The sequence below is a fragment of the Psychrobacter sp. UBA3480 genome (assembly GCF_002377945.1).
Taxonomy (GTDB): domain Bacteria; phylum Pseudomonadota; class Gammaproteobacteria; order Pseudomonadales; family Moraxellaceae; genus Psychrobacter.
On the sequence record NZ_DFQV01000002.1, the window covers coordinates 202,029 to 225,324 of the forward strand.

Here is a 23,296-nt window from a genome sequence, read left to right on the forward strand (position 1 = left end):
GCATATATATTCTATCGTATTTGAATTGCTGGCTACCTACTGTTTTTACCCATTAAAAAGTTCATATGTTAATTCAATACCAAAAAAAATTTTGGTCTTGCGTCTGTCAATGCTTCTAAGAGGTACAAATCTTGAAAATTTCTTTCTCCCCATTCAACTAGTTGTAATTCCCCTGAAAGACTTTTAATGTAGGAGTTCACAAAAGAAGACAACATATATTGCGAAAAAATAGGATGTTTATCAGTAAAGTACTTCCATCCAATAATGTAAACTTCTTTCCATTTTAACCAGTTTTCAATCAGATAATCTGATACTACATCTGTAAGCGCATCTAGGCTTTTACCTGTAACTAGCTTAGGGCTGTAAGATCCGTACAATACCTTCCCTATTGTCAAAGTGAAATCTTCTTTACTCTTACAGCCCGTTAAGTCTATAACAACTATGCCAGGGTCATCCAATCTTTGCTGACCAAATTGAACCCAAGACTCGTTATCTCGAAAATAAATCATTTAATTCTCCCAAAAGCTTTACTGCCATTAATACTAGTTTAAAACTCAGCTGCTGGACTAAATACGCAAACCTTATCCAGATCAGTACATACAAAGGGTATGCTCTTTCGTTTTTCGGAATGACTGTCCTTTCTAAAATAAGTATAGTTTAAAATATCAATTAAATGCTAGAATGCCAACAAAAGCTTACTCTGGTAGTCGTATTTTAATGAATAACATTGCCCTATATATCCTTATAGCCTCTGCCACTATTGCTAGCCCAGGCCCCGGTGTCATTCTAAGTATTACAAACTCCCTCACGCATGGTCGAAAAAAGACCGCTTATGGCATCTTAGGTATCTCTCTAGGAATGCTAGGCGTGGCTATTGTCTCAGCTACTAGTATTGGACTAGTGATCGCAACATCAAAGAAAATGTTCTTGGCCATTCAATTGTTGGGCGCAATGTATATATTTTACTTGGGTTTTAAAATGGCCTTTGGAAAAAGAAAATTATTTGTCCTAGATTCTGGCAACACGTTAGATGTGAGTAGTACAAGTGCTGGTAGGTTATTCAAAGAAGGTTTGCTAACCTCTCTTTCCAACCCAAAACCTATCTTATTTTTTATGGCTGTATTTCCGCAATTTATCGATACTGAGCAAACCTATCTTTCTCAATTTCTGATTTTAGCTTCAGCTTTTTGCCTGTTGGTCTTACTGATCCATTTTTGCTACGCAGAAGCATTTGCTTTAGCCAGTCGATATCTATGGAAAGCTCAAGATAACCTATACTTAATTACAAAAATCGGCGGCGTAACATTAATGTTCATTTCTGTTCTATTGTTTGCAAGTGTGATGTTCACTGTCTAGAAGATACTCTCTAGTAAATATGAAATGGTAATAATTGATATTTTCGAGACTGTTGCTAGCAAATATGAAAATAAAGCTGGGGAAAAACGCCAGACAATATATCGCTAGCTATGCCAGTTAGCCAAACTATTAATACCATTAGCCTACAAGAAAAATTTCAGCTCTTCACTAAGAGGCCACCCTTATTTTTATAAATAACTTTTTAAAAGACGTAGAGTAGATATGCAAAAAATAATAGAAACAGACCGCCTTTATTTAAGACAGTGGCAAAAAACTGACTTTAAACCATTTGCTGAAATGAATGCTAATAAAGAGGTCATGGAGTATTTTCCTAAGTTACTGTCAGTAAAAGAAAGTGATGCTATGGCTCTCAAGTGCCAAGCTCTTATAGAGGAAAAAGGTTGGGGGTTTTGGGCAGCGAGCTTAAAAGATAATGATATGTTTATTGGCTTTGTGGGCTTACACCAACCCCAATACGACTTCCCATTCAACCCTTGCGTTGAAATAGGTTGGAGATTACGTAAGAAGTTTTGGGGCTATGGCTATGCAACGGAAGCTGCAAATGCCGCCTTAAAGTTTGCCTTCGAAGAACTAAAGCTTAAGGAAGTAGTATCAATAACTTCTTGTACAAACAGACGTTCACAGCTAGTCATGGAACGTTTAGGCATGAGAGATACAGGAAAGAACTGGCTTCATCCCGCTATAGATTTTTCACATCCACTCGCCGAACATGTGTTATATAAAATAACTCAAAAAGACTGGATAGAAGACAGAAGATAATTAGTGTATGAAAAAACCTCATTCATTGATTCCCATAACAGGTCTTATGGCAAATAATTGTTGCGTGCTTAGATCATAAGACAAGCCACTAATACAAGTACTAGTTTGGATATACATACAGAAGTTCAACCACTAGGATGTATTAAAAGAACCTAACCACAACTAGGACAGTCAATACAAAAATTAGACTACTAACTCATAAAGCACGTAAAAAAAACTTCTTATTTTCCATGGCTGCATTCTCAAAACTCATCATAAGTTGATATTTTATACATAAATTATTTTTTAATGCAAAACAAAAATCCTCGAAATTTAATCAATAATTAAAATGTGATGTAAATTGACATTAACTACCTATAAGCAATTATATAAATATTAATTGCTTGAATATTGGTTTCAAACCCTCCTTAGGAAGCTGAACCACTGAGAGCATCTATTTACTTCACCATAGATATTCAAATACGCTCAGCTTCTAACTTAGTTACTATACTTTCAAAAACTTCTTCAAAGTGCTGGCTATCAGTACATCTTTTGAACGCATTACCATTCCAAAACCCTAAATGAAATGTGATTGTAAGTCGCTTTTTATCCGCAGTTATCTGTTTAACTTCCGATAGATTAACAATTCCATTATCTACAACTATAAAGGTTGGCATATCAATCTCTTCTTATGATTTTTATTAATAATAGGTAGCTATAAGCTTTACTTAATCTATTTAGTTTCAGTGCCAGAGCCAGAGCCAGAGCCAGGGTACTCTATCACTAAACCGTCCCAAGATAGTTTGAGACAGTATAGGAAAAGGTATGCTTAAAATAACAGATATTACAGTGTTTTTATCATTCTGACATCTGTTATTTTGGTGCCCTCGTATAGCTCTTCATGACATTGGCTATCAGACTCAAAACCAAATTTTTTATAGAAACTAATCGCAGATAGATTGGTTTGTAAAACCCATAAAGATAGACTAGAGCATATATTACACTGAAAAGCATCAATCAAAGCTGCATTAATTAACTTAGTACCTATACCTAAATTCTGATATTGAGGTAAAAGATATAGAGTGGTTATTTCACACTCATGATCTTTCTTAAAGTAAGAAATAAACCCTACAGTGGTATTCTCAGTATCATATGCTACCCATGTGTTCACACCAGGGCTAGGTAATATTTTTCCCCACATCTCCATTTTTTGAGATAAGTTATTTTCTTTGTTTTTATACGTTTCGGGTAAAAGGTTCGAATACGTAGCACTCCAACTTTCAAAGTGTATATGGGCAATATCTGATGCATCATTCTGGTCTGCTTTCCGTATAAAAAACATGTGGCACTCCATAGTTAAATATTAGGGTAATACCACAGCGTAGCAAAATGCATCATCTGAGGTCTCTAAATAGTTTTGAGATTATCAAAGACTAAAGCTTATTCATCGAATCGGATACAGTTAGTTTCTGGCAAATCTATTTTGGTAGTGACTTTTTGCATATTAGGCCTCATGCTGAAGTAAGCTACCTTGACATAACCACCGTTATGGGAACAGCAAGCACTATCACTTTCTATCATCACTATAATCGACAAAATGATTATCTGACAACCTTACTCCTAAGAGTCAATTAAAATTTATTTAAAAAATCTAGTATAGTAAGGTTAAAATGGGGCATAAGTAAGATACAATTATTGTTTATTTTTCTTATGCTAGATAAAAATCATGTCATTTGCGAATCATCTAAAACCTGTTTTGATAACAAGCATTCAATTATGTAGCCTAGGTGGTATTACCTGTCACGCCTACGCCCAATCTGATCTGAATCAAATAGAGCAGCAGCAATACAATCAATATCAACAGCGACTTGAGAGTTTCGAAGATAAAACCTCCAAGCCTTTTGTGAATCTAAGTGAGTCGACGCCAGACACTAGTTTGAAACAACCACCGCTCGGTGAAAGCCCTTGCTTTAATATCTACCAGGTTAATCTACAACTGCCTGACGACCCTAGACTCAAAAGAGAATTCTCTACTATTTTAGGTCCTATAAAATATGGGCAAGGATCCATATTAGGTCATTGTATTGGTCAGAAGGGCTTAAATTATGCGATGCGTAACGTACAAAATGAGCTAATCAAGCAAGGTTTTATCACCACTCAAGCGGCTATTGAGCCTCAAGACTTGACGAGTGGTGTGCTTAATATCACGATCATACCAGGGCGACTCAATAAGGTATGGCGATCTGAAGACGGTCACCCAAAAACGAATATTAGCAATGCGCTCACGCTTTCAGAAGGCGATCTCATCAATTTAAGAGATATTGAAACCAGCTTAGAGAACTTTCGCTTGCCTCAATCGGCAATCACCAACATCGATATCATACCAAGTGTTAGTACGATTGATAATGAGCAATACGGTAGTAGTGATTTGGTCGTCGCGCAAAAACGCACCACGCCCATACAATGGCAACTTAGTATAGATGACTCAGGAAGCGTGGACACTGGAAAATACCAAGGCACAGTGACAACTAGCATCGATAACCCTCTGAGTGCCAATGATGCGTTAAGCCTGTCTTATACTCACTCTATTGATCCTTGGAACAATACAGACAAGCTTTCTAATAATAGTAGTTTGTATATCAATTATCGTTATCCTTACAAAAAATGGCAATTGCAATTGCTCTACAGTGATTATGACTTTAATCAAACTTTGGCTGGTCTAAATCAAGACATTATTTATAAGGGTAAATCTAATCAAAGCTCAGTTGAGCTACAAAGGCTGATCCATAGAGATCATTACTCTAAAACTAGTGCCAGCTTAGAGGGTTATCATAAAAACTCAAAAAATTACTTTGACGATCAAGAAATTGAAGTACAAAGACGTCGTACTTCTGGATGGAAAGCAGGTATTGATCACCAGCGCCAAACATCTTTAGGAGATATAACGGCAAGCTTGCAGTATCAAAAAGGTACGGGAGCGTTCTCAGCTATAAAAGCACCTGAGAGTTTTATCAGCGAGGCTGAATCTCAACCAAGCATCTGGAGTGCGCAGGTAAGCTTAAGACACCCATTCAACATAGATAAATCCTCCTACCAGTATGCGCTTCAATGGCGTGGACAATATAGTCCTCAATCATTAACGCCTCAAGATCGATTTATAGTTGGTGGACGATACACTACTAAGGGACTGAGCGATGAGCAAAGCTTGTCAGGCGAAAACGGTATGTTGCTACAGCAAGAAATGGCTCGGATCGTACCACTCACAGGACAAGTTACCTTGATGCCCTATATGACACTAGACCAAGGCTGGGTAGGTGGTGATAGTACCGAATACTTAGCAGGGAACTATCTTATGAGTACCAGTGTCGGGGCTCGTTTATATGCAAGCAATATAAGTATAGATGGCTTTATTGGTAAAGGTATTCAAGCACCTCGATCAATCGATAAAGACGCAACCGGCGGCTTTAGAGTGACGATATACAACTAGATTTTTGCTAGGCAATCCTTAGTAAACTTTCTTTAAACTCTAATGTAAATAAAGAACTGGCTATCATAAGATAACCAGTTCTTTATTTTTGCCAACGGTACTTGTAGGATTGCTTAGTCATCAACCACTCTTTTTTGTTAAATGCACTAATTTGATTAATATCAATATTTTATAGCCAACCTACTTACTAAATCAGGATTTAGAATACCTATTTTTTATTAAGAAAACCGCTTTTATTAGTTCTAGAAAATTTATAAAAATAACGCTAGTCTTTACAATAGTTTGTAGATACAATTGCTTACATTTTTTGACATTTATCAACTTTCAAGGATGATTCCTGAGATGAATAAGCAATGCTATAGAGTAGTGTTTAACAAAGCCCGTGGCATGATGATGGTTGTTAGTGAAGTGACCAAGAGTCAAAATAAAAAAGCAGGTAATAGTAATGGCAAAAAATCTCCTGCCGCAAAGTCAGAGTCTCACTCGGGTATCAACGTCTCCTATCATCGTTTGGCCATGGCGATTCTATGCTGTCAAAGCATGGTCTATACGCAAGTACAAGCGGCAACCTCTGCCATACAAAATACGGCCAGTAGTGTTCCTGTCAACCAACGAGCAGCGCTTTTAAAAGCAGCCAATGGTACGCCTATTGTTAATATCCGCACGCCTAACAGCAACGGCTTATCTCATAATACCTATAACCAATTCGATATTGGCAGTAACGGTGCCATCCTGAACAACAGTATAGGTGGTGCTACCACTCAGTTAGCTGGAGCTATCGCAGGCAACCAGTATCTAGCGAAAAATGCTGCCAATACGATTCTGAACGAAGTCCGTAGCAATGCGCCAGCCAAGTTTCAAGGCAATCTTGAGATTGCTGGACAACGCGCAGACGTCATCATTGCAAGTCCATCGGGTTTGCAGATACAAGGTGGTGGGTTCATCAATGCTAATCGTGCGACGTTGACGACTGGTACACCTAAGATTGATAGTGCAGGAAATCTAATGGGCTTTGATGTCAAGCAAGGACAAATTCAATTTGATAATGCGGCGACAGGTAATGCACTAGGCGGTGACCTCTATGATGGCAAAAACAAGAACCAAGCCAACTATATAGATGTCCTAGCACGCGCCGTCACTATCAATGGCCAGATTCATGCCAATCAAGATGTTGATATGGTTATTGGCAGCAACACTGTCGATTATGATACGGGCGCAGCGACTAAGATCACTGGGACAGGAACTGCCCCAACCTTGGCAGTCGACGTCAGTACGCTTGGTGGTATCTACGCAAATTCTATTAACCTTGTCGGTACGGAGGACGGCTTGGGCGTTAGAAACGCTGGTAATATACAAGCCAATCAGCAGATTGTACTCACCAACTCGGGAAAAATTGAGAACACAGGTGCTATACAGACAACCAAAGCCCAAACCAGTTTATTGAGTATTAATGCCACAGGCACGACAGGTAGTATTGAACACAGCGGTACTATTGGTAGCTATGGCATGATTGATATGCAAGCCGATAAAGATATTACCCTTAATAAAGGCCTTATTAGAAAGAATAGTGCAGGAGCAGCTGTACAATTGATGCCAGATATCATAAATATCGATGCTGGGGGTAGTCTAAAAGTATCAAACATCTCAGATATTCGTAATAAAAATGTTGATGATCAAACTAGTATCTATACGCATTCAACCCTAGATACGATAGTCGATAGCAAAAGCGCTATCGCATCAAACGGTGGGGTCTCTATTGATGCCGATCGTTATGTACGTCTTTTGGACACTAGTAGCACTAGTGTAGGCGTTGCCGCATTAAACATTAGCTCAAAAAGTGGTACTACGGTTGACAATGCGACGGTCGCTGGGAGCGGTGATGTCACTATTAATTCTCGTACCGCTGATACGACCGTTAGTAACAACAGTAAAGTAAGTGCTGTAAAAAACTTGACCATTAGTGCTAATCGTAATGCCACCGTTAGCTCAGGCACCACTATATCAAAAGCTGAGAATCTTATCTTACAAGCAGGTGGTAATGCTCTTATCGACAACAGCGGTAGCATTAACGTTACTAACGACGCTATTGTGCAAGCGGGAGAGCTGGCGTACCTAAAAGACAGTATTCAGCCTATCACAATCGGTAAGCAGCTGACGATTAAAGGCAAACAAGCGACCGTCTTAAATAGCACTGCCAATGCTAATGACGGTATCTATATCACAAGTCAAGGCAAAGCCACTACGATCACCAACAGCACTCTTAATAGCACTAAAGGCGCGGTATCGGCTATCGCCAATCAATCAGCCCTAAACGTCAATAAGCTAACCACTAATGCCAACAGCACTATCTTGGCAGCTGGTAATAACGTGGGTATTACAGCAAGTAACCTTAAAGCAGATAACATAGTTATCGAGTCAGGGGCGACTACCACAATCAATGATTTGACGACGGCTGCTAAAGAGATTGCACAGATAGGTGGCACTAGTATATCTTCAAAAGTAAATACTAGCGTTATTAATAGCACGCTAAATAGCACTGGTAATACCGTCATGCGCAGTGATAAAAGCCTGACGCTGACCAATAATGATATTCAGTCTCAAGGCATTGTACTAAAGACCAATACTGCTAGTACGCTAAAAAACACTGCTGGTATTAATAATACCTTTGGTGACGGTGACATCACGTTGATTAAGAACACACTATCTACTAACGGCACTAATGATAACAGTAACGGTATCATCGTTGATGCTGCCAATTATCTTACTGTCATAGACAGTCAAACTAAATCAACGGGCTCAACCAGTTTGAAGTCTGGCAATCTCATGCGGGTCAACAACAGTACCGTAGATGCTGATAAGCACCTAAACATTAATAGTGGCAATCAGCTTGTCTTTAACGGTGCTCGTACTGCAAATAGCAATACAGCTCTCACTCATACAGTGGGTAATACCACGCTAAAAGCAGGTCAAATAGTCTCTATTGACAGTAATGCTACTCAAAGCCATCAAAATACGAGTGTTTCAGGTGGGGCTGTCATAATAAATTCTGATGCTGATATTGCTTTTAATATTAATAGTAGATTGAATACTATTGGTAATGCAGAACTTGCTGCAAATACAGAAAAGTCCTTGGAGGGTAATTCAATGAATACTCTTAATGGAGACCTAACTGTTAGTAGTAAATCAAATCTAACCATCGATCCTAAGCTAGTAATTTTTAATACAACTGGAAATTTATCTCTGAACTCTAGTAATGGTAGACTTTGGCTAAAAGGACACCCAGAGCAAAACGGTAGCGTCTTCAATACAAATAGGGTTAATTTAACTACTGATGGTAACATTAATCTAACTGGCAAAGAGGTACTGATTGAAGGAAGTATAATACAACGCAAATATCCAGTTTATGATATGTTTGCAGGCATTCCAGAACTTATGGGCATCGCTAAACCAGTAGATTATACAAAAAAAGAAGGTAATATAAATATAACTTCTACTGATGGTAGTGTGGAGTTAAAAGCTTTTAAAAATGAAGTGGCGCCATATACTTCCAAGGTAGAATGTCCATTATTGTGTTCTGGACCTTATACATCTTGGTATAGGTATCACAGTATTCTTAATCAAATTAAGCAAGCTAATAGCGAAGTATTGAGGGTCAAGTCAGACAACAGCTTGACAGTGCAAAGTAAAAATATTCAACTTAGTAAATTACAGAATATATTGACTGATTTAAATAATATTTTAGAAACATCTAAAAAACCAAGTTCAGGCTATGAGCATGATACTGTATATATAGACGCTAATAATACCATTAATATTACTGCTAAAAACGGTGGCGTTTTGATGGAGGGTACTGATGTTATAAGTCGCAATGGTAATATAAGTATATTAGCAGAAGGCAACCTTGCTTCTACTACTATCGTAGGTACTGATCCAACTACTAATATTAGTAAAACTGAGATTAATAACGATAGTATCCGTATCACTGGACTGGCTAATATTTATCAACAAGGAAGTATAAGCAATGGCAATGTCACAGGGACCAACTATTCCTATCATCAGCTTATTAATCAACCTACCCTTGTTGCAAAAGGTGATATAAAAATATCGGCTCAAGGTAAGCTAGCTCAAGCTTCAGATACTTATAACAGTGCATTAAAGGCTTATACCACGAATAATGCCGTCATCTTAAACAGCGCTGATATAAAATCTACTAATGGTAATGTCCGTATTGATGCTGCACTTGGTGATGTCAATCTTGAGTCTGCTCAAGCCGCCTTTATGGATGGCTCACAAACCACTAGCACGTCACGGTCCTGGTATGGTAAGAAAAAAGTAAAGACCACGACTAAGACGTCTAATAACAGCAATGCAGTCACTACTGATATTCAAGCAAAAAACATCAGTTTAACTGCAGATGGTAATATTAATATCTATGGTTCAGAGTTGACAGCAGCATCTACTGGTAATATCAATCTATCAGCGGGTAAAGGGCTATATTTATACGCCATTGATGATGTTGATGAGAGTACGACTGATATTAAGAAAAAATCTAGCTTCTTAGGTGTCCGTTATAATAAAGACCATACCAATGATACTAGACAAGAGTTATCGCAATTGCCTACTACTTTGATAGGCGGCAAGGCTTACACTCAATCAGGTAGTAATACTTTATTGCAAGGTACAGTATTTGACACATTGAAGCCAGCTGACATTAAAGTTGGTGTTGGCAAGTATGCAGACGATGCCGCTAAAGTAATCTTAGCGCCTATTACCAATCAAATCACAACCACTCATACTCAAGAAAGAGAAAGTACGGTTTGGATGAAGACGGTAGACCAAGGCAGCGTAGTCACTACAGCCTCGTTACCTAAATTTAATCAAGTACCAACCATCACTTCACCAGGTGGTGTGACAGTAGCTGTGCCTGTTGATGTTACTGTTGACGCTAATAATAAAGCCAAGACAAATATACAAAAAAGCCAAGAAGACTTAGGGAGAATCGCGCTCAATCTATCTAAGCAACCGGGTTATGAGTATTTGGCAGCACTTGATAAAACTAATGACATCAACTGGGCACAAGTAGAACTGATTCAAAAGAATTGGAACTATACACAAGAAGGGTTGACGCCAGGAGCGGCGGCTTTGATCGCTATTGCAATCGCTGTCGCCGCAGGTCCAGCAGGTAGCAGTCTCAGTGCATCCATGATAGCTACTAATGCCGCTGGTATTGCGCTACAGACGCAAGCCGTTATTACACTCATTAATAACAAGGGTGATATTAGTAAAACGCTAAAAGATATGGCGAGTAGCGATACCATACGCAATATAGCAACCGCTGCATTGACGGCTGGATTGACGGCTAAGCTCAATTTACCGCAAATGGCTAGTAATGATTTTGCTAATAAGTTGGTAAATGGCGTTGCCGAAGGTGCGACTGGTGCATTTGTTAATGCTGCGGTCAACGGTGTGAGCTTGGAAGATGCTCTAAAGGATAGTTTGCGTAGCTCCTTAGTTGATGTTTTTTCGGTTGAAGTTTATAGTGAGTTTGTAAAAGATTTTGATTCCAACGACTTTGCCGACAATCTCGCACACAAACTAGTAGCAGCTGGTGTTGGATGTGTAACAGCAAGTGCTAAACAACAGGAATGTAATGCAGGTGCTATTGGTGCAGCAGTTGGAGAAATGCTTGGCGATTACCTGGTTGATGATTCAAGACTACTAACTGCTGATGAAGAGAGGAAAGTTCTAGATTATTCTAAGATGCTCGCAGGATCTTTAGCTTTATTAACTAATGTAGACGTAGATGTCGCAGCTAATAGTGCCAGAATAGCAGTTGAAAACAATGCCTTAAAAACACCTAAGAACAACTCTAAGTTTTTAAATGGTGCAGTTGTTTTGCTTGAGCAAGCGGCGGGTGGTTTAGTTGGTGCTGCTGTAAGTGTGGGTAAAATTGGTGAACCCTTTATACACCCACTTGATACTTACGCAGGTTTAAAGCAATTCGCTAGTCAAGATGACAAAATGCTCGCTGTTCAGTTAGCCATTGCTTATGACTTACAGACTAGAGCAGATAACTACAATATGCATGCGGCTAATAGTAATAACTATGGTATGGGCATGGAGTCCGCTATAAATACGCTGGACGCTGTATTTATAGGAACAAGTATAGTTAAAGCGCCTTCTGGACTATTGAGTATATTGCCAGCTTTAAAAACAGGAGCAAGAGTATCCTATAAAGGCGCGACGTACATTCTAAAAAATGGCAGTATTACAGCAGTTAAACCAATTGCGACAGCTCCAAAACCCTACAGTGTTATGAATTCGCAACGTGGGTCAATGGATCTTTCTGCTTTTGATTTAAAAGGAATTATGAAAGGAGTTGTAGTAGGTAAACCTCATCCTAGTACTGGCAATATAGTTCTTGCTTCTGTTTCTCGTGTAATAAGACCAGCAGATGATTTAGTGGCATCAACTAAACCTTCGACAAAGAACATAATATATAAAACCGACTATTATGAAGATCCAGGTCATCATAACCCAAAAGGAGGAGTTAATAAATATGACCAAAACAAAAGCGTATTACCTCCTAATCATATAGAGCTTTTCAAGACAAGTAGGCAGTATAAGGGAGTCCGATATGCCAAAGATGCTAACAATAATATACACCAGTTTCAGGATACTCCTGGCGATGGAACTGGCTATCATTGGGCTGGTTCTCAAGACGGAAAAACACTAAGTGGAAAAAAGGTTCCACTTGTAATACCTAGTGGAGTTAAATCAAATGATTTTTGGAAATAAAGAAGAGATTGCTTTCGATGTACATAAAAAAGAGGGAAACTTCATTATTATGAATATCATAGTAAATTCAGTAAATATTAGTTATCGAGATAACTCCTATTATATTCTACCCTTAATTAAAAATATAAAAAGAGAAATTGAATTTGTTAGTACTAATGAATTGTTTTTACGTAAAGATATGACTGGTAAAAATCTAACAGAACTTCATAGCCTGTTTTATGATCATGAGACAAAGGTTTATGAGAATGACGTAGAAGAGTTAGATGTCCTTTTCTACGATTTATCAAATCAAAATGCACTCTTCTATGTGTATCAAGAAAAGGATGTTTTAGTATTCTTCGGAAAATTTATTGAGAATGAGGAAATTATAAGAGCTACAGTTAGTAAAAGTAGATTTTTGAGCACTTTGTCTAATTTATTAGATGCGATTGAGTCTATGTAATAAATATACTGCATCATATAATTTATTGAAAGCTCATAACATTAAATCGATAGATGACTTAAGTTTTTATGCTCAAAGGTCAAAACTTTTTAAAGAACTCTGGGTATATACTAGAGTTCTTTAAAATCAATTATTAATAATAATCGGATAGGAAATAACCCTCGGCTCAGGTGGTGGCGCAGTTTGCACTACCTCGGTCACGGGCTTTTCTGTTGCTTTATCTTTTATCCAAAAGTCAACATAGCTGTTTTTACTAAACCATGCAGTACCAATATCAGTAGCGAAATCTAACTGATAGTTAATGTTGGCTTTGGCATCAAACATAATCTTAGTCGGCTGCGTATAGTGCCCAGCCATACGGTAAGTGACTGTCAAGGTATGCTCACCCGTTGTAATCGGGTAGACATTATCCCAAGTGTCGCTGTAAGCCTCTTTTTTATCTTTAGGTACGCGCTTACCATCAATCTCCATTATATAAGCAATACGATCACCAACGAGCTTAGTATGTCGTGGCTCCATTTTACCCATGACAGTTGCGCTCGCACCTGATATAGGTGGCTGATAGAGCAGCTCGCTTGGTAATTCTTTTACATTTTTCATGCTCATACAAGCGGTCAATAACGGTAACGCACACACCAATACAATCCACTTCATCGGTTATTCTCTATAGAATTAGGTCAATTAATAGTATTTGCCTTTTAACATTGTCTAAAATACTGGTCAGTAAAAATGCAACATCTATAGTTTACCGATTTCTTCTTTAAACAGTAAATTTTTTATTATGAATTAGAGTAATAAATAGTGTGCGATGAGGTGTTGATTTTATATAATTACTATTATTAGTTAAATTTTAGAGTATGCCTATGGCTAACAGAAATCAGTGGCGGCCTTAATACTGATCGACTAGCCTTGATTGATCTATCAGAGGCCACTTCAGTAAATTTGTTTAACGGACAGGTAAGCGTAAAATCCAAAAATGTTCCAGTGCATATAAACTTTAAAAAACTATCAAGCCTGGTAACCAGTAGTTCATGTTTCGTTGAGCTTAGCATGACATCTACTTCGAAAAGTGTTAATGATCAGGACTTACTTTATCTGACTGATGACACGGTGGCTAAAGTCAACGTGGAGGGTAGCCATGAGATTGAGTCATTAATGAGTGAGAATGCAGTTTTAGTCCTAAGCGGTAACGTGGTGAGCGGTAGTGCGCAAATTGAGGATCAAAGCCGCTTAATAGCACTCGATTTTAAAACTGATAATTTTTTCACCTGTCATCAATTAGACGATGACTCACGGGTTTTTGCCAATAAAGTCGCCGATGAATGCTGTGATGAACATATCGGTTATCTCAGAAAACAGCACTGAAGGAATAACGATTATACCCGCCAGCATCAAAAAAACAGCCGCTTATAGCGGCTGTTTTTTATTTAGGGTATTACATACGACTAAACCGGACTAACAACGCTCCTAGAGCCGATTAACACGCTTATCTATTAGTTGTGGCTGGTACGTTGGGCTGTTCCAAAATTATTTTTGGTAATTGATAGCATCAGTTTAAATTTAAAGACTTCTAAATACTTTAATAAAATCTTTAGCTGTAACTATCCCCTAAACTAACACAGCTCAAACGTAGAATTTCTTATAAAATACCCATAAGGAGTTTTGATATGAGCAAACGAATGACTGAGATGCAAATCGTATCGATATTAAAAGAAGCAGAAGCTAGGATACCTGCTAAAGAGCTGTGCCGTAAATACGGTATTGCTAGTTCGACATTTTATAAATGGCGGTCGAAGTATGGAGGCATGGAAGCGTCTGACGTCAAACGCTTAAAAGAGCTTGAAAAAGAAAACCGTAGGCTTAAACAGATGTATGCAGATCTAAGCCTCAAAGCGCAGATGCAGGAAGAGATTATAAAAAAGCTATAGCGCCTGTACCCGAACGCAAAGTCTGGGCGTAAGAGTTACAGGCGCAGTATGATGTCAGTATTGCGGTGAGCTGTCAGGTAGTCTGTATGAGTCGAACCGCTTACCATTATAAGCCTAAACTATCTGATGATTTTGATGGTATTAGCTTGTTTTAAAGGTCATAAGCATTTTAACGTCATCACCATTGCCGAGCAGCAAGCACCAATATCTGCTAGAAATGGTTTAACTATTATTCCTGATTATAGCTTCGACAATCATCCTGATATTGACGTATTGGTTGTTCCGGGTGGTTATGGTGCCGAGAATGTTGAGATAAATAATCCAGTGGTTATTGATTGGATCATCTCTCAAGCCAAGCTTACCGAGTTAACGCTTTCAGTATGTACCGGTGCATTGCTGTTAGCAAAAGCTGGATTACTGGCTGGCAAGTCTGCAACCACCCATTGGATGGATTTGGATAATTTAGCTACCTATCCTAATATTGAAGTAATCGCTAACACCCGCTTTGTCGATGCTAGCGATAAGACGACTAACCTTGTCACATCAGCAGGAATAAGTGCGGGTATTCATGCCAGTTTTTATTGTGTGAAGAAATTGGTAGATACGCAAACCATGCAAGTGACAGCACGACGGATGGAGTTTGATATTGACTAAGATACTAAACCTTCATTGAATCGCTAGTTTACCAAGCTTGCTTCTATAATTTTTTAAATCATAGCTAGAATGGGGATAAATCAGGCATTTCACAACTTAGCAAATAAGAGCTGATAAACCTTATTTAAATTTTTAACAGCTGACTGTGCACACCGCCAAGTCGTAATTAAATCTACCAATGCTTGTAACTCTTTATATTCCTCCTCTGTCCGTTCCGGATTCTTCTTAGTCCTGAGGTACTCTTTCCTATTCTTTTTTTCATCTATTGGTATAGATAATAGTTCTGATAAGCTAATGTCTAGCTCAGACAGTCTTCGGTAAAAGATATTATGCTCAATAGCCGCATTGGTATCATAAGATATTTTAAGTTCGTCTAAATGTGATAAAAGGTATTCAAATTTATTATCTATGTTTTCTGTAGATTTTATATTATTGAATATCACCTTAATAGAGTTAGGTAAAACTCCAAGTTTTAAGAGAGCTTTGATTGTATTTAAGCTATCTTCCAACTCCTTTGCACTTTCTACTACTGGCACTAAAAAGTAATTGAATACTTCATGAGAGTTACTACTGTGCTTCATGATATCTATTACATACTCTGTATTATCTGCAGCAATATCGACAATAGCTGACTCTATATCATTTAAGGCTTTCAAAGCTTCATCAAAATTTTCTCCAGATAATATAATTTCATCAGAATACGTTTTACTATACATACTCATATTATTTATCACATAATGACGCTGCAAATCCATATTCGGCCTAAGCATGTAGTTGCTAACGAGAGATTTACCAGTATTCCCTGAAGAGTTGATTACTACGATGCGATATCCAGCCTGTTTTGTCATACTTACATCTGCCGATTCATGTTTTTCAGAACTAATCATTACTTTTGTTTCCTTTTGAGGGTATATTGTTTATTCCATGATTGTGTTAATGCATACACTATCCCAGGATGTACTGATGTACTAATGCAATTTTTTTATACCTTATCATTTTTCACTAATTGCCAGTGGAAAAATCCATCAAGAGATTTAATGCTAGACATACAAGAGAGTAAAGGTGAAGGATATTATTACGGTTGAACAATTGAATTTTAATTTCATTGGTAAGATTTTTGGCAAAAAAGGAATACTTCTAACAGAGCTAGCCTTGTCTTTAGATACCAAGAAAGGATCAGCAGAACTTGCCTCATTCTCTCAAGTTAAAAGATTTGCTTATATTGAAAAGGGATTCTTTGGTGCAACCCTATTTATTCATAACGGTCAATCGTTCGAAGAGTATAAGTTTTTATCAAAGACGAACTCTATAGCATTTTTAGAGTCTATCAACAGGAAAATCGCTCACTCCCTACAGCCCTATATGAGTAGCTTAATTGAAGAGTTTAATATTCAGGTTTTGAGTAATTACCCTAGGGACTCGAAATTAGATCAAATTAAATTAGTCGCAAATGAGCTGGCTACATACTATGAAGATGACAACGTGCCATGGGATTACTTCAGTGACTCCAAACTATATAGCGAAGTTGGGAAAATATACAGTCTTTATCCTATCAAACAAGAAGCCTTAGGCGCATATCATGAAAAAATCAACCTGGCGCTAAGAAAGGATTTCTTTGATAACGTAGAATCAAATCCTTTAACTGATGAACAGAGACTTGGTGTGCTCCGTTCTAATGATAAAAACATGGTACTGGCTGCTGCTGGTACGGGTAAAACCTCTGTCATGGTCGCTAAGGCTCTCGATCTTGTCGATAGAGGGTTGGCATCACCTCAAGAGATTTTAGTTCTAGCCTACAACAAATCAGCCGCTGAAGAGCTAAAAAATAGGCTTGCTGATAAAGCTGAGAATTCAGGCATCGTACTAACAGAGACACCTCAGATCTCAACATTCCACGCTTTAGGTAGAAAGATCTTAGAGGAATCTAACATCTCAACTTATATGAGCGTCTTCACTGAAGACAGCTTAAAGCTAGGTGTGTGGGTAACAGAGTGGTTGATAGAATATTTAACACAAGATCCCAAAAGAATGGTCGATTTTATATCACTATTCCCAGAACCTGTGAATCCTTTCGACTTTAAGACTCAAGAAGAGTATGAGCGACATATCAGAGACAATGAGTTTAGAACTCTTCAAGGCGAGTTGGTCAAAGGGTATCAAGAACTTAGGATAGCTAATTGGCTAGCTATTCATAAGATCCCATACGAATACGAAGCTCGTTACATCAGTAAGCGAAGAATTGACATAGGATTCGACTACCAGCCTGACTTTCATATATCTGACTCTAATATTTACATCGAGCACTTTGGTATCGATAGACAGGGTAATACTCGCCCCGATATAGATAAGCGAGCATACAACGAATCTATTGATAGCAAACGTAAACTGCATAAAGAGCTTGAAACAGTTTTAGTGGAAACATTCCATTATGACTGGACCGAAGATGCACTCGAAGCTCGTCTTGAAGAACGACTGGCTACCGTGGGAGTTATTCCCGATAAAAATTCGGTTGAAGACGCTTCAAAAGAGTTACTCTCTAAGCTTAAGGAAGGTAATCAAATTGCCACTTGGAGCAAAATGCTTATCAAGGCCTTACAAGCCACTCGATTTGAGAGATTGGATGAAGACTCAATTCTAGATAGGCTAGAGAAAGCTAGTATCTCACAAGCAAAGAAGAAGACACGTATTCTAACTGACTTGCACAACGCGTATGTTGAAGAGCTTGCAGCTACTGATTCAATTGACTTTGACGATATGATTATCCGTGCAATTGCAGTCGTAGATAATGGTCAATATAAACCTCACTGGAAATATATTCTTGTTGACGAGTTTCAAGACATATCTGCCTCTCGGATGGAGTTTGTTAACAGCATTATCGAAAAAGGGCCTGACCCCTCATTAACGGTTGTCGGTGATGATTGGCAGTCTATCTATCGATTCTCAGGTGGTAAACTTGAGCTCACCACTAGATTCAATGATCTGGTTGGACCGCATACACTGACAAAGCTCCAGAAAACATTCCGCTATAATAATAGCATTGCTGATACTGCTGGAACGTTCATCATGGAGAATCCTGAACAGTATCAGAAACACATCAAAACACACGACGTGGTTGATGAATCACAAGTATATTTATTAGATGATAAGACTAATGAAGAGAATGGTGTCTATAGCAGAGTCGCTGAGGTTGTCAGCAAGATTAGAGCAAATGACCCCGAAGGCTCGATAGCAATTATTGCTAGATATAACTATCTATTAAAAGATTCACGTGATTTTCTAGGTAAAGAAAAGTCTAAAGGTATCTACTTTTGGAGCTTTCATAAATCTAAAGGACTTGAAGCTGACTACTGCATCTTGATTGGTTTTTTCCAAGGAAAAAGTGGCTTCCCTAATGGAAATCGTGAAGATGCTATACCTGAGGCACTACTCCCAACATTAGACTCATTCCCTCATTCTGAAGAGCGACGCTTGCTGTATGTCGGCATAACGCGTTGTAAAAAGAAATCATATATTATTGCGAGTCCAACAGCCCCATCAGAGTTTGTTCTTGAACTACTGGCCCCTAAATATGACATCAATATCTTCTCTAAATCCTTCCAAGAACGCCACAGAAAAATATTTAAATGTCCTAACTGCGTAAACGGCTACCTACGCTTAATCAAAGGGCCGTATGGCAGTTTCTATGGCTGTAGCTCTGGTAGAGGTTGTTCGGTAGGTAAGGCACGTGTCTGCACTAAGTGCGAGGCACCCTCTGTCGATAGAGAACATGATAGCTTATGCAACAATAAAGACTGTGGTAATTCAATGAAAATCTGTAATAAATGTGGGCGTCCTATGAAGATGCGAGAAAGCAAATTTGGTAAGTTCTGGGGTTGTAGCGGATATGGTATCCCAGATGATCAATGTAAGAATACAATAAAGATTCGCTAATCGATATCGACTAAAGCAAATCACACTGTTCTTAGAATGAGCTCTTAAACCAATTGAAAAAATGTAGACTAACTTGTTGTGGTTTAAGTCAGCGGCGACTTTAAAACGTTTATTATTAACGGAATATTTATTTAAAAGGATGTTAGTAAAGATGTATATATCTCAATTAAAAATAACTAACTATAGAAGCTTTAAAGACATAACAGTTGAGTTTAACGACGGTATTAACGCTATCATTGGTTCTAACAACTCTGGAAAGTCAAATCTTCTTAGAGCACTTTCTATAATCTTCGATAAAAAATCAACCAAAAAACTTGGAATTGATGATTTCTGTAAATTTATAGATGAACAATATCTAATAGATGTACCACCTAAAATTACTATTGAAGCAACTATAAAAAAAGGAGATGACGATACTGCTACAGAAGATGATATTTCAGTGTTAGCGAATTGGCTCACTATTCTTGATGATAACTACGAAGCAGTACTAACTTATGAATTTTTCTTACCTGAGAAGCATGAATATACGTATAAAACCTTTATTGAAGAAATAGTAAATCGAGGAGAGGATGAGGATCAAAATAATGAAGATATAAGTAATAAAATCTGGAAGATGATACAGAAAAATTTCCTAAGGTTTTATAAACACAAGATTTGGGTCGGTGATGTAAAGAATCAATCTACACTTGATCCAGAAACGCTTGATAGATTTGACTATCAATTTCTTGATGCGATAAGAGATGTAGAGAGAGATATGTTGTCAGGCAAGAATTCCTTGCTTAAAGAAGTTATAGACTTCTTTATGGATTATGATATTAAGAGTGATAGTACGTTAGACAAAAAAGCACAAAATGTAGCTATAAACACTAGAAGAGACGACTTTGCGATAAAATCAAATGATTTATTGAATGATATCCATGCGCGTATCAAACATGGCAAAAAAGAAATATTATCATACGCAACACAGACAGGGGCTTCATTTAACAACGCACTACCTAACTTTGAAGGCGCTTTATCAGAGCTTGAGATATATAGCGTTCTACAACTTATTGTTGAGTATGAAACAGGTATAAAGATACCTGCTAGGAACAATGGGTTAGGATACAACAACTTAATCTATATGTCTCTTCTTCTTGCCAAGATGCAGGTGAACGCTAACGTCGAACATCTCGACAGCAATGCTAAAGTCTTCTCCATGCTCATTATAGAAGAGCCTGAATCACACTTACATCCATCAATGCAATTTAAACTTCTTAAGTTCTTAGAAAATAATCGTAAGGCTAAAAAAGTAAGACAAATATTTGTTACTACTCATTCTACGCATATAACCAGTGCAGTTACTTTAGATAATATAATTTGTCTATATGAGAAAAACGACGGCACAGATGTAGCGTACCCTGCTAAAACCTTTACAGATGAACATGGCAATGAAGTCATTAGTAGTAAGCAATATATTGAAAGATTTTTAGATGCAGTTAAGTCTGATATTTTATTCAGTGATAGAGTCTTATTTGTTGAAGGTATTGCTGAACAGCTTTTAATATCTATATTTTCTAGGTATTTAGATAAATCATTGGAAGACTACCACATTAGTATAGTAAATATTGGCGGAAGATATTTTAATCATTTTTTCTACCTTTTTAATGAAGCGAATGAATACGCAATACCAAAGAAAATCGTATGTTTAACCGATAAAGACCCCGTGAGAAGGGATAAGAATAAAGATCGAAATTTCAAAACTTGTTATCCCTACGAGTTCAATATAGATAATGAGACATATGATTATGATTCTAATAATGTTGCCCACGCGTCTAGTAATATATTAATATTTAAACAAGATGACATACATGGTAAAACCTTAGAATACGAATTAGCTTATCTTAATCCCTCATTAAAAACACTTATAACAGAAAGTACTAAAAACAAACCTGAACTAAATAAGCTTATGGATCTATACGACGACCAAGAATCTACAGTTCAACAGTTGATAGATGTGCTTCGTGGTAGTGTAGAAAACACTCGTATTGAGACAGGAATAAATAGTTGTAGTTTGACAGATGATGAGAAAAAGCGCTCTATTATAGCTACAAGGTATTTAAATTCAGTCAGTAAGGGAGAGAATGCATTAGAATTAGCAATCGCTTTGCAAAGTAATTTATTTAATAAGGGAAATGATCTCTATGTTGACGTCGTAATCCCACCTTATATACAGGAGGCTTTAGAAGTATTATGTCAATAACAACTATTGAATCAGATGAGCTTATTGATATTGACTCACCTTTTAGAGTTTCGGCAGGTCCTGGAGCAGGTAAAACCTATTGGCTAACTCAACATATCCATAATGTTGTTAGAACTTCAGACAAATTGTTTATAACGAAAAAGGTTTTATGCCTAACCTACACAAATAATGCCGTTAAAACGATTCGCTTAAGACTTGGTAACGCTAATTCAAGGGTAGAGGTTATGACAATACATAGCTTCTTTTACCATCATATTGTCAAACCATATATTTCAGTGATAGCAGAAGAGTTCAACTTGGATGTCACGAAGATAGATGGACATGATGACAAAATACTATCGAATTATACTTTTCTTAAAGAATTGTCAGAGAAGCCCAAAGTAAGTTACGTTTCTCTGGAAAATAAACCTAAAATGGTAGATGCGATTAAAAGGTGTTACTGGCACTTCGATTCAAATAATAATTTAGTTATTAAGCCAAGTCATCCTGTAAAAATAGGTAGGTATAACCTAAGCAATACAACTTATTCAGAATACAAAAAACTAGCTTGGGAAAAAGGAGTGTACCATCACGACGATATAATTTTTTTCGCCTATCAAATTATAAATCAAGCTCCGTTTATTATAAAAATTATATCCGAGAAGTTTCCGTATGTATTTATTGATGAGTTTCAGGATTCTACACCACTACAAATTCATATATTCAAGGATATAGCTGAATATTCAACAATAGGAGTGATTGGCGACCAAGCTCAATCGATTTATGGTTTTCAAGGTGCAAAACCTACAGATTTCCATGATCTAGTTATTGATAATATACAGAACTTCCAGATAACAAATAATCGTAGATGCTCTAATGAAATTGTTAGTTTTTTGAATTTTATCAGACATGATTTAATGCAAATTCCTATTAGAAATATCTCTGATTTAAAACCAATTATACTAGTCGGAGATATGGTAAACGCTTACAATTATGCTTACAGAATCAATAAGAATATAACGACTTTATCACGTAGTAATATCGTATTAAACTTAGCTAAAGCAGAGTTAGGCTTGGGCGGTTTTAATAAAAAATTACTGGAAAAATTAGTTGAAGAAGATTCGAATCAAGTACGTTCTAAACTGATATCCAGCTCTATTAAAAGTCTTTTTTTATTACAGAATGGCGACTTTAAAGAGGCTATAAAGGAGTTGCAGAGAAGTTATCCGAATAAGGACTTACAGACAAAGAAGCTGATTCTAAATTATCTGACTAAGCTTTCAGCTAACTTTGAGACCATTGAGAAACAGTCTTTATTAGAGTTTTCTATATTTATAGTTGGTTTGACAGGCTTATCGTTTCCTAAAGTTACGCGAGGGAGAATTAGAAGATTTTATGAAGAAAATGATTTTATTAGCCTTTATCTTTGTGTGAAAGCGGTAAATGAAGATAGTCGTCATTTAACTATTCATAAAGCGAAGGGAAATGAATTCGATAATGTATTACTTTTATTGTCAGATCCGAAACACTTAGCTTTTATAACCCATCCAGACCTTACTAAAGAAGAACAACGAATTAACTATGTAGCAGTAAGTAGAGCTAGGAATAAGTTATTCATTTCGGTACCTATATTAGAAGATTCGCTTAAACAACAGCTCCTTGGCACAGGCATACTCGAAGTAGTAGAGATATAGCGTTACTACTTTCTTTGAAGGTTTTAGTTT

The 23,296-nt window shown here is 37.2% G+C and carries 15 protein-coding genes and 1 pseudogene; 11 read left to right on the forward strand and 5 right to left on the reverse strand.

Features of this window, described 5'->3' with window-relative positions; genetic code table 11:
* Window positions 1–68: 68 nt before the first annotated feature.
* On the reverse strand, window positions 69–509 hold the full coding sequence (locus tag B2863_RS01445) for a hypothetical protein (protein ID WP_296207019.1): 441 nt from the start codon (window positions 507–509) through the stop codon (window positions 69–71).
* 172 nt (window positions 510–681) lie between these two features.
* Between B2863_RS01445 and B2863_RS01450 the strand changes: the two genes are divergently transcribed.
* Together B2863_RS01450 and B2863_RS01455 are read left to right on the forward strand one after the other, a co-directional pair.
* The gene (locus B2863_RS01450) at window positions 682–1,356 is read left to right on the forward strand and encodes a LysE family translocator (RefSeq protein WP_296207021.1); all 675 of its coding nucleotides are present in this window, start codon (window positions 682–684) and stop codon (window positions 1,354–1,356) included.
* Between the two features lie 222 nt (window positions 1,357–1,578).
* The gene (locus B2863_RS01455) at window positions 1,579–2,136 is read left to right on the forward strand and encodes a GNAT family N-acetyltransferase (protein WP_296207022.1); all 558 of its coding nucleotides are present in this window, start codon (window positions 1,579–1,581) and stop codon (window positions 2,134–2,136) included.
* A 455-nt stretch (window positions 2,137–2,591) separates the two neighbouring features.
* Here the strand turns inward: B2863_RS01455 and B2863_RS01460 are convergent, their stop codons facing one another.
* Window positions 2,592–2,792 (reverse strand): hypothetical protein, encoded by a 201-nt coding sequence (locus B2863_RS01460; protein ID WP_288995745.1) that lies wholly within the window; start codon window positions 2,790–2,792, stop codon window positions 2,592–2,594.
* A 167-nt stretch (window positions 2,793–2,959) separates the two neighbouring features.
* Window positions 2,960–3,457 carry a GNAT family N-acetyltransferase gene (locus B2863_RS01465; RefSeq protein ID WP_288995747.1) on the reverse strand — a complete coding sequence of 166 codons (498 nt, stop codon included), beginning with the start codon at window positions 3,455–3,457 and terminating at the stop codon, window positions 2,960–2,962.
* A 384-nt stretch (window positions 3,458–3,841) separates the two neighbouring features.
* On the opposite strand from B2863_RS01465, the gene B2863_RS01470 reads away from it, so the two are divergent.
* From B2863_RS01470 to B2863_RS01480, 3 genes are all read left to right on the forward strand, one after another.
* Complete coding sequence (locus B2863_RS01470) at window positions 3,842–5,602, forward strand: ShlB/FhaC/HecB family hemolysin secretion/activation protein (RefSeq protein ID WP_296207028.1); 1,761 nt, start codon at window positions 3,842–3,844, stop codon at window positions 5,600–5,602.
* Between the two features lie 342 nt (window positions 5,603–5,944).
* Window positions 5,945–12,400, forward strand: a complete 6,456-nt coding sequence (locus B2863_RS01475; RefSeq protein WP_296207029.1) for a DUF637 domain-containing protein — start codon at window positions 5,945–5,947, stop codon at window positions 12,398–12,400.
* A complete protein-coding gene (locus tag B2863_RS01480) occupies window positions 12,384–12,842 on the forward strand; it encodes a hypothetical protein (RefSeq protein ID WP_296207030.1) in 459 nt (152 codons plus the stop codon). The genes B2863_RS01475 and B2863_RS01480 overlap by 17 nt, the downstream gene beginning before the upstream one ends.
* A gap of 126 nt (window positions 12,843–12,968) precedes the next feature.
* Here B2863_RS01480 and B2863_RS01485 read toward each other — a convergent pair whose 3' ends face one another.
* A complete protein-coding gene (locus B2863_RS01485; protein ID WP_296207032.1) occupies window positions 12,969–13,496 on the reverse strand; it encodes a hypothetical protein in 528 nt (175 codons plus the stop codon).
* 396 nt (window positions 13,497–13,892) lie between these two features.
* On the opposite strand from B2863_RS01485, the gene B2863_RS01490 reads away from it, so the two are divergent.
* From B2863_RS01490 to B2863_RS01500, 3 genes and pseudogenes are all read left to right on the forward strand, one after another.
* The gene (locus B2863_RS01490) at window positions 13,893–14,207 is read left to right on the forward strand and encodes a hypothetical protein (protein ID WP_296207033.1); all 315 of its coding nucleotides are present in this window, start codon (window positions 13,893–13,895) and stop codon (window positions 14,205–14,207) included.
* A gap of 302 nt (window positions 14,208–14,509) precedes the next feature.
* Window positions 14,510–14,764 (forward strand): annotated as a pseudogene (locus B2863_RS01495) (transposase); the annotation flags it as partial.
* 141 nt (window positions 14,765–14,905) lie between these two features.
* On the forward strand, window positions 14,906–15,424 hold the full coding sequence (locus B2863_RS01500) for a DJ-1/PfpI family protein (RefSeq protein ID WP_296207034.1): 519 nt from the start codon (window positions 14,906–14,908) through the stop codon (window positions 15,422–15,424).
* Window positions 15,425–15,513: 89 nt separating this feature from the next.
* On the opposite strand, the gene B2863_RS01505 is transcribed toward B2863_RS01500, so the two are convergent.
* Window positions 15,514–16,311 (reverse strand): hypothetical protein, encoded by a 798-nt coding sequence (locus B2863_RS01505; RefSeq protein WP_296207036.1) that lies wholly within the window; start codon window positions 16,309–16,311, stop codon window positions 15,514–15,516.
* A gap of 175 nt (window positions 16,312–16,486) precedes the next feature.
* On the opposite strand from B2863_RS01505, the gene B2863_RS01510 reads away from it, so the two are divergent.
* The 3 genes from B2863_RS01510 (at window position 16,487) to B2863_RS01520 (ending at window position 23,266) form a co-directional block, all read left to right on the forward strand.
* Window positions 16,487–19,354 carry a UvrD-helicase domain-containing protein gene (locus B2863_RS01510; RefSeq protein WP_296207037.1) on the forward strand — a complete coding sequence of 956 codons (2,868 nt, stop codon included), beginning with the start codon at window positions 16,487–16,489 and terminating at the stop codon, window positions 19,352–19,354.
* Window positions 19,355–19,505: 151 nt separating this feature from the next.
* Entirely contained in the window at window positions 19,506–21,593 is a 2,088-nt protein-coding gene (locus tag B2863_RS01515) for an ATP-dependent nuclease (protein ID WP_296207039.1), read from the forward strand.
* Window positions 21,584–23,266 carry a UvrD-helicase domain-containing protein gene (locus tag B2863_RS01520; protein ID WP_296207040.1) on the forward strand — a complete coding sequence of 561 codons (1,683 nt, stop codon included), beginning with the start codon at window positions 21,584–21,586 and terminating at the stop codon, window positions 23,264–23,266. The genes B2863_RS01515 and B2863_RS01520 overlap by 10 nt, the downstream gene beginning before the upstream one ends.
* Window positions 23,267–23,296: the final 30 nt, after the last annotated feature.

Coding starts and splice junctions, on each gene's coding strand:
- B2863_RS01520 (WP_296207040.1), top strand. CDS start 21,584: ATGTCAATAACAACTATTGAATCAGATGAGCTTATTGATATTGACTCA.
- B2863_RS01500 (WP_296207034.1), top strand. CDS start 14,906: ATGGTATTAGCTTGTTTTAAAGGTCATAAGCATTTTAACGTCATCACC.
- B2863_RS01450 (WP_296207021.1), top strand. CDS start 682: ATGCCAACAAAAGCTTACTCTGGTAGTCGTATTTTAATGAATAACATT.
- B2863_RS01485 (WP_296207032.1), bottom strand. CDS start 13,496: ATGAAGTGGATTGTATTGGTGTGTGCGTTACCGTTATTGACCGCTTGT.
- B2863_RS01455 (WP_296207022.1), top strand. CDS start 1,579: ATGCAAAAAATAATAGAAACAGACCGCCTTTATTTAAGACAGTGGCAA.
- B2863_RS01465 (WP_288995747.1), bottom strand. CDS start 3,457: ATGTTTTTTATACGGAAAGCAGACCAGAATGATGCATCAGATATTGCC.
- B2863_RS01475 (WP_296207029.1), top strand. CDS start 5,945: ATGAATAAGCAATGCTATAGAGTAGTGTTTAACAAAGCCCGTGGCATG.
- B2863_RS01515 (WP_296207039.1), top strand. CDS start 19,506: ATGTATATATCTCAATTAAAAATAACTAACTATAGAAGCTTTAAAGAC.
- B2863_RS01490 (WP_296207033.1), top strand. CDS start 13,893: ATGACATCTACTTCGAAAAGTGTTAATGATCAGGACTTACTTTATCTG.
- B2863_RS01445 (WP_296207019.1), bottom strand. CDS start 509: ATGATTTATTTTCGAGATAACGAGTCTTGGGTTCAATTTGGTCAGCAA.
- B2863_RS01505 (WP_296207036.1), bottom strand. CDS start 16,311: ATGATTAGTTCTGAAAAACATGAATCGGCAGATGTAAGTATGACAAAA.
- B2863_RS01470 (WP_296207028.1), top strand. CDS start 3,842: ATGTCATTTGCGAATCATCTAAAACCTGTTTTGATAACAAGCATTCAA.
- B2863_RS01460 (WP_288995745.1), bottom strand. CDS start 2,792: ATGCCAACCTTTATAGTTGTAGATAATGGAATTGTTAATCTATCGGAA.
- B2863_RS01480 (WP_296207030.1), top strand. CDS start 12,384: ATGATTTTTGGAAATAAAGAAGAGATTGCTTTCGATGTACATAAAAAA.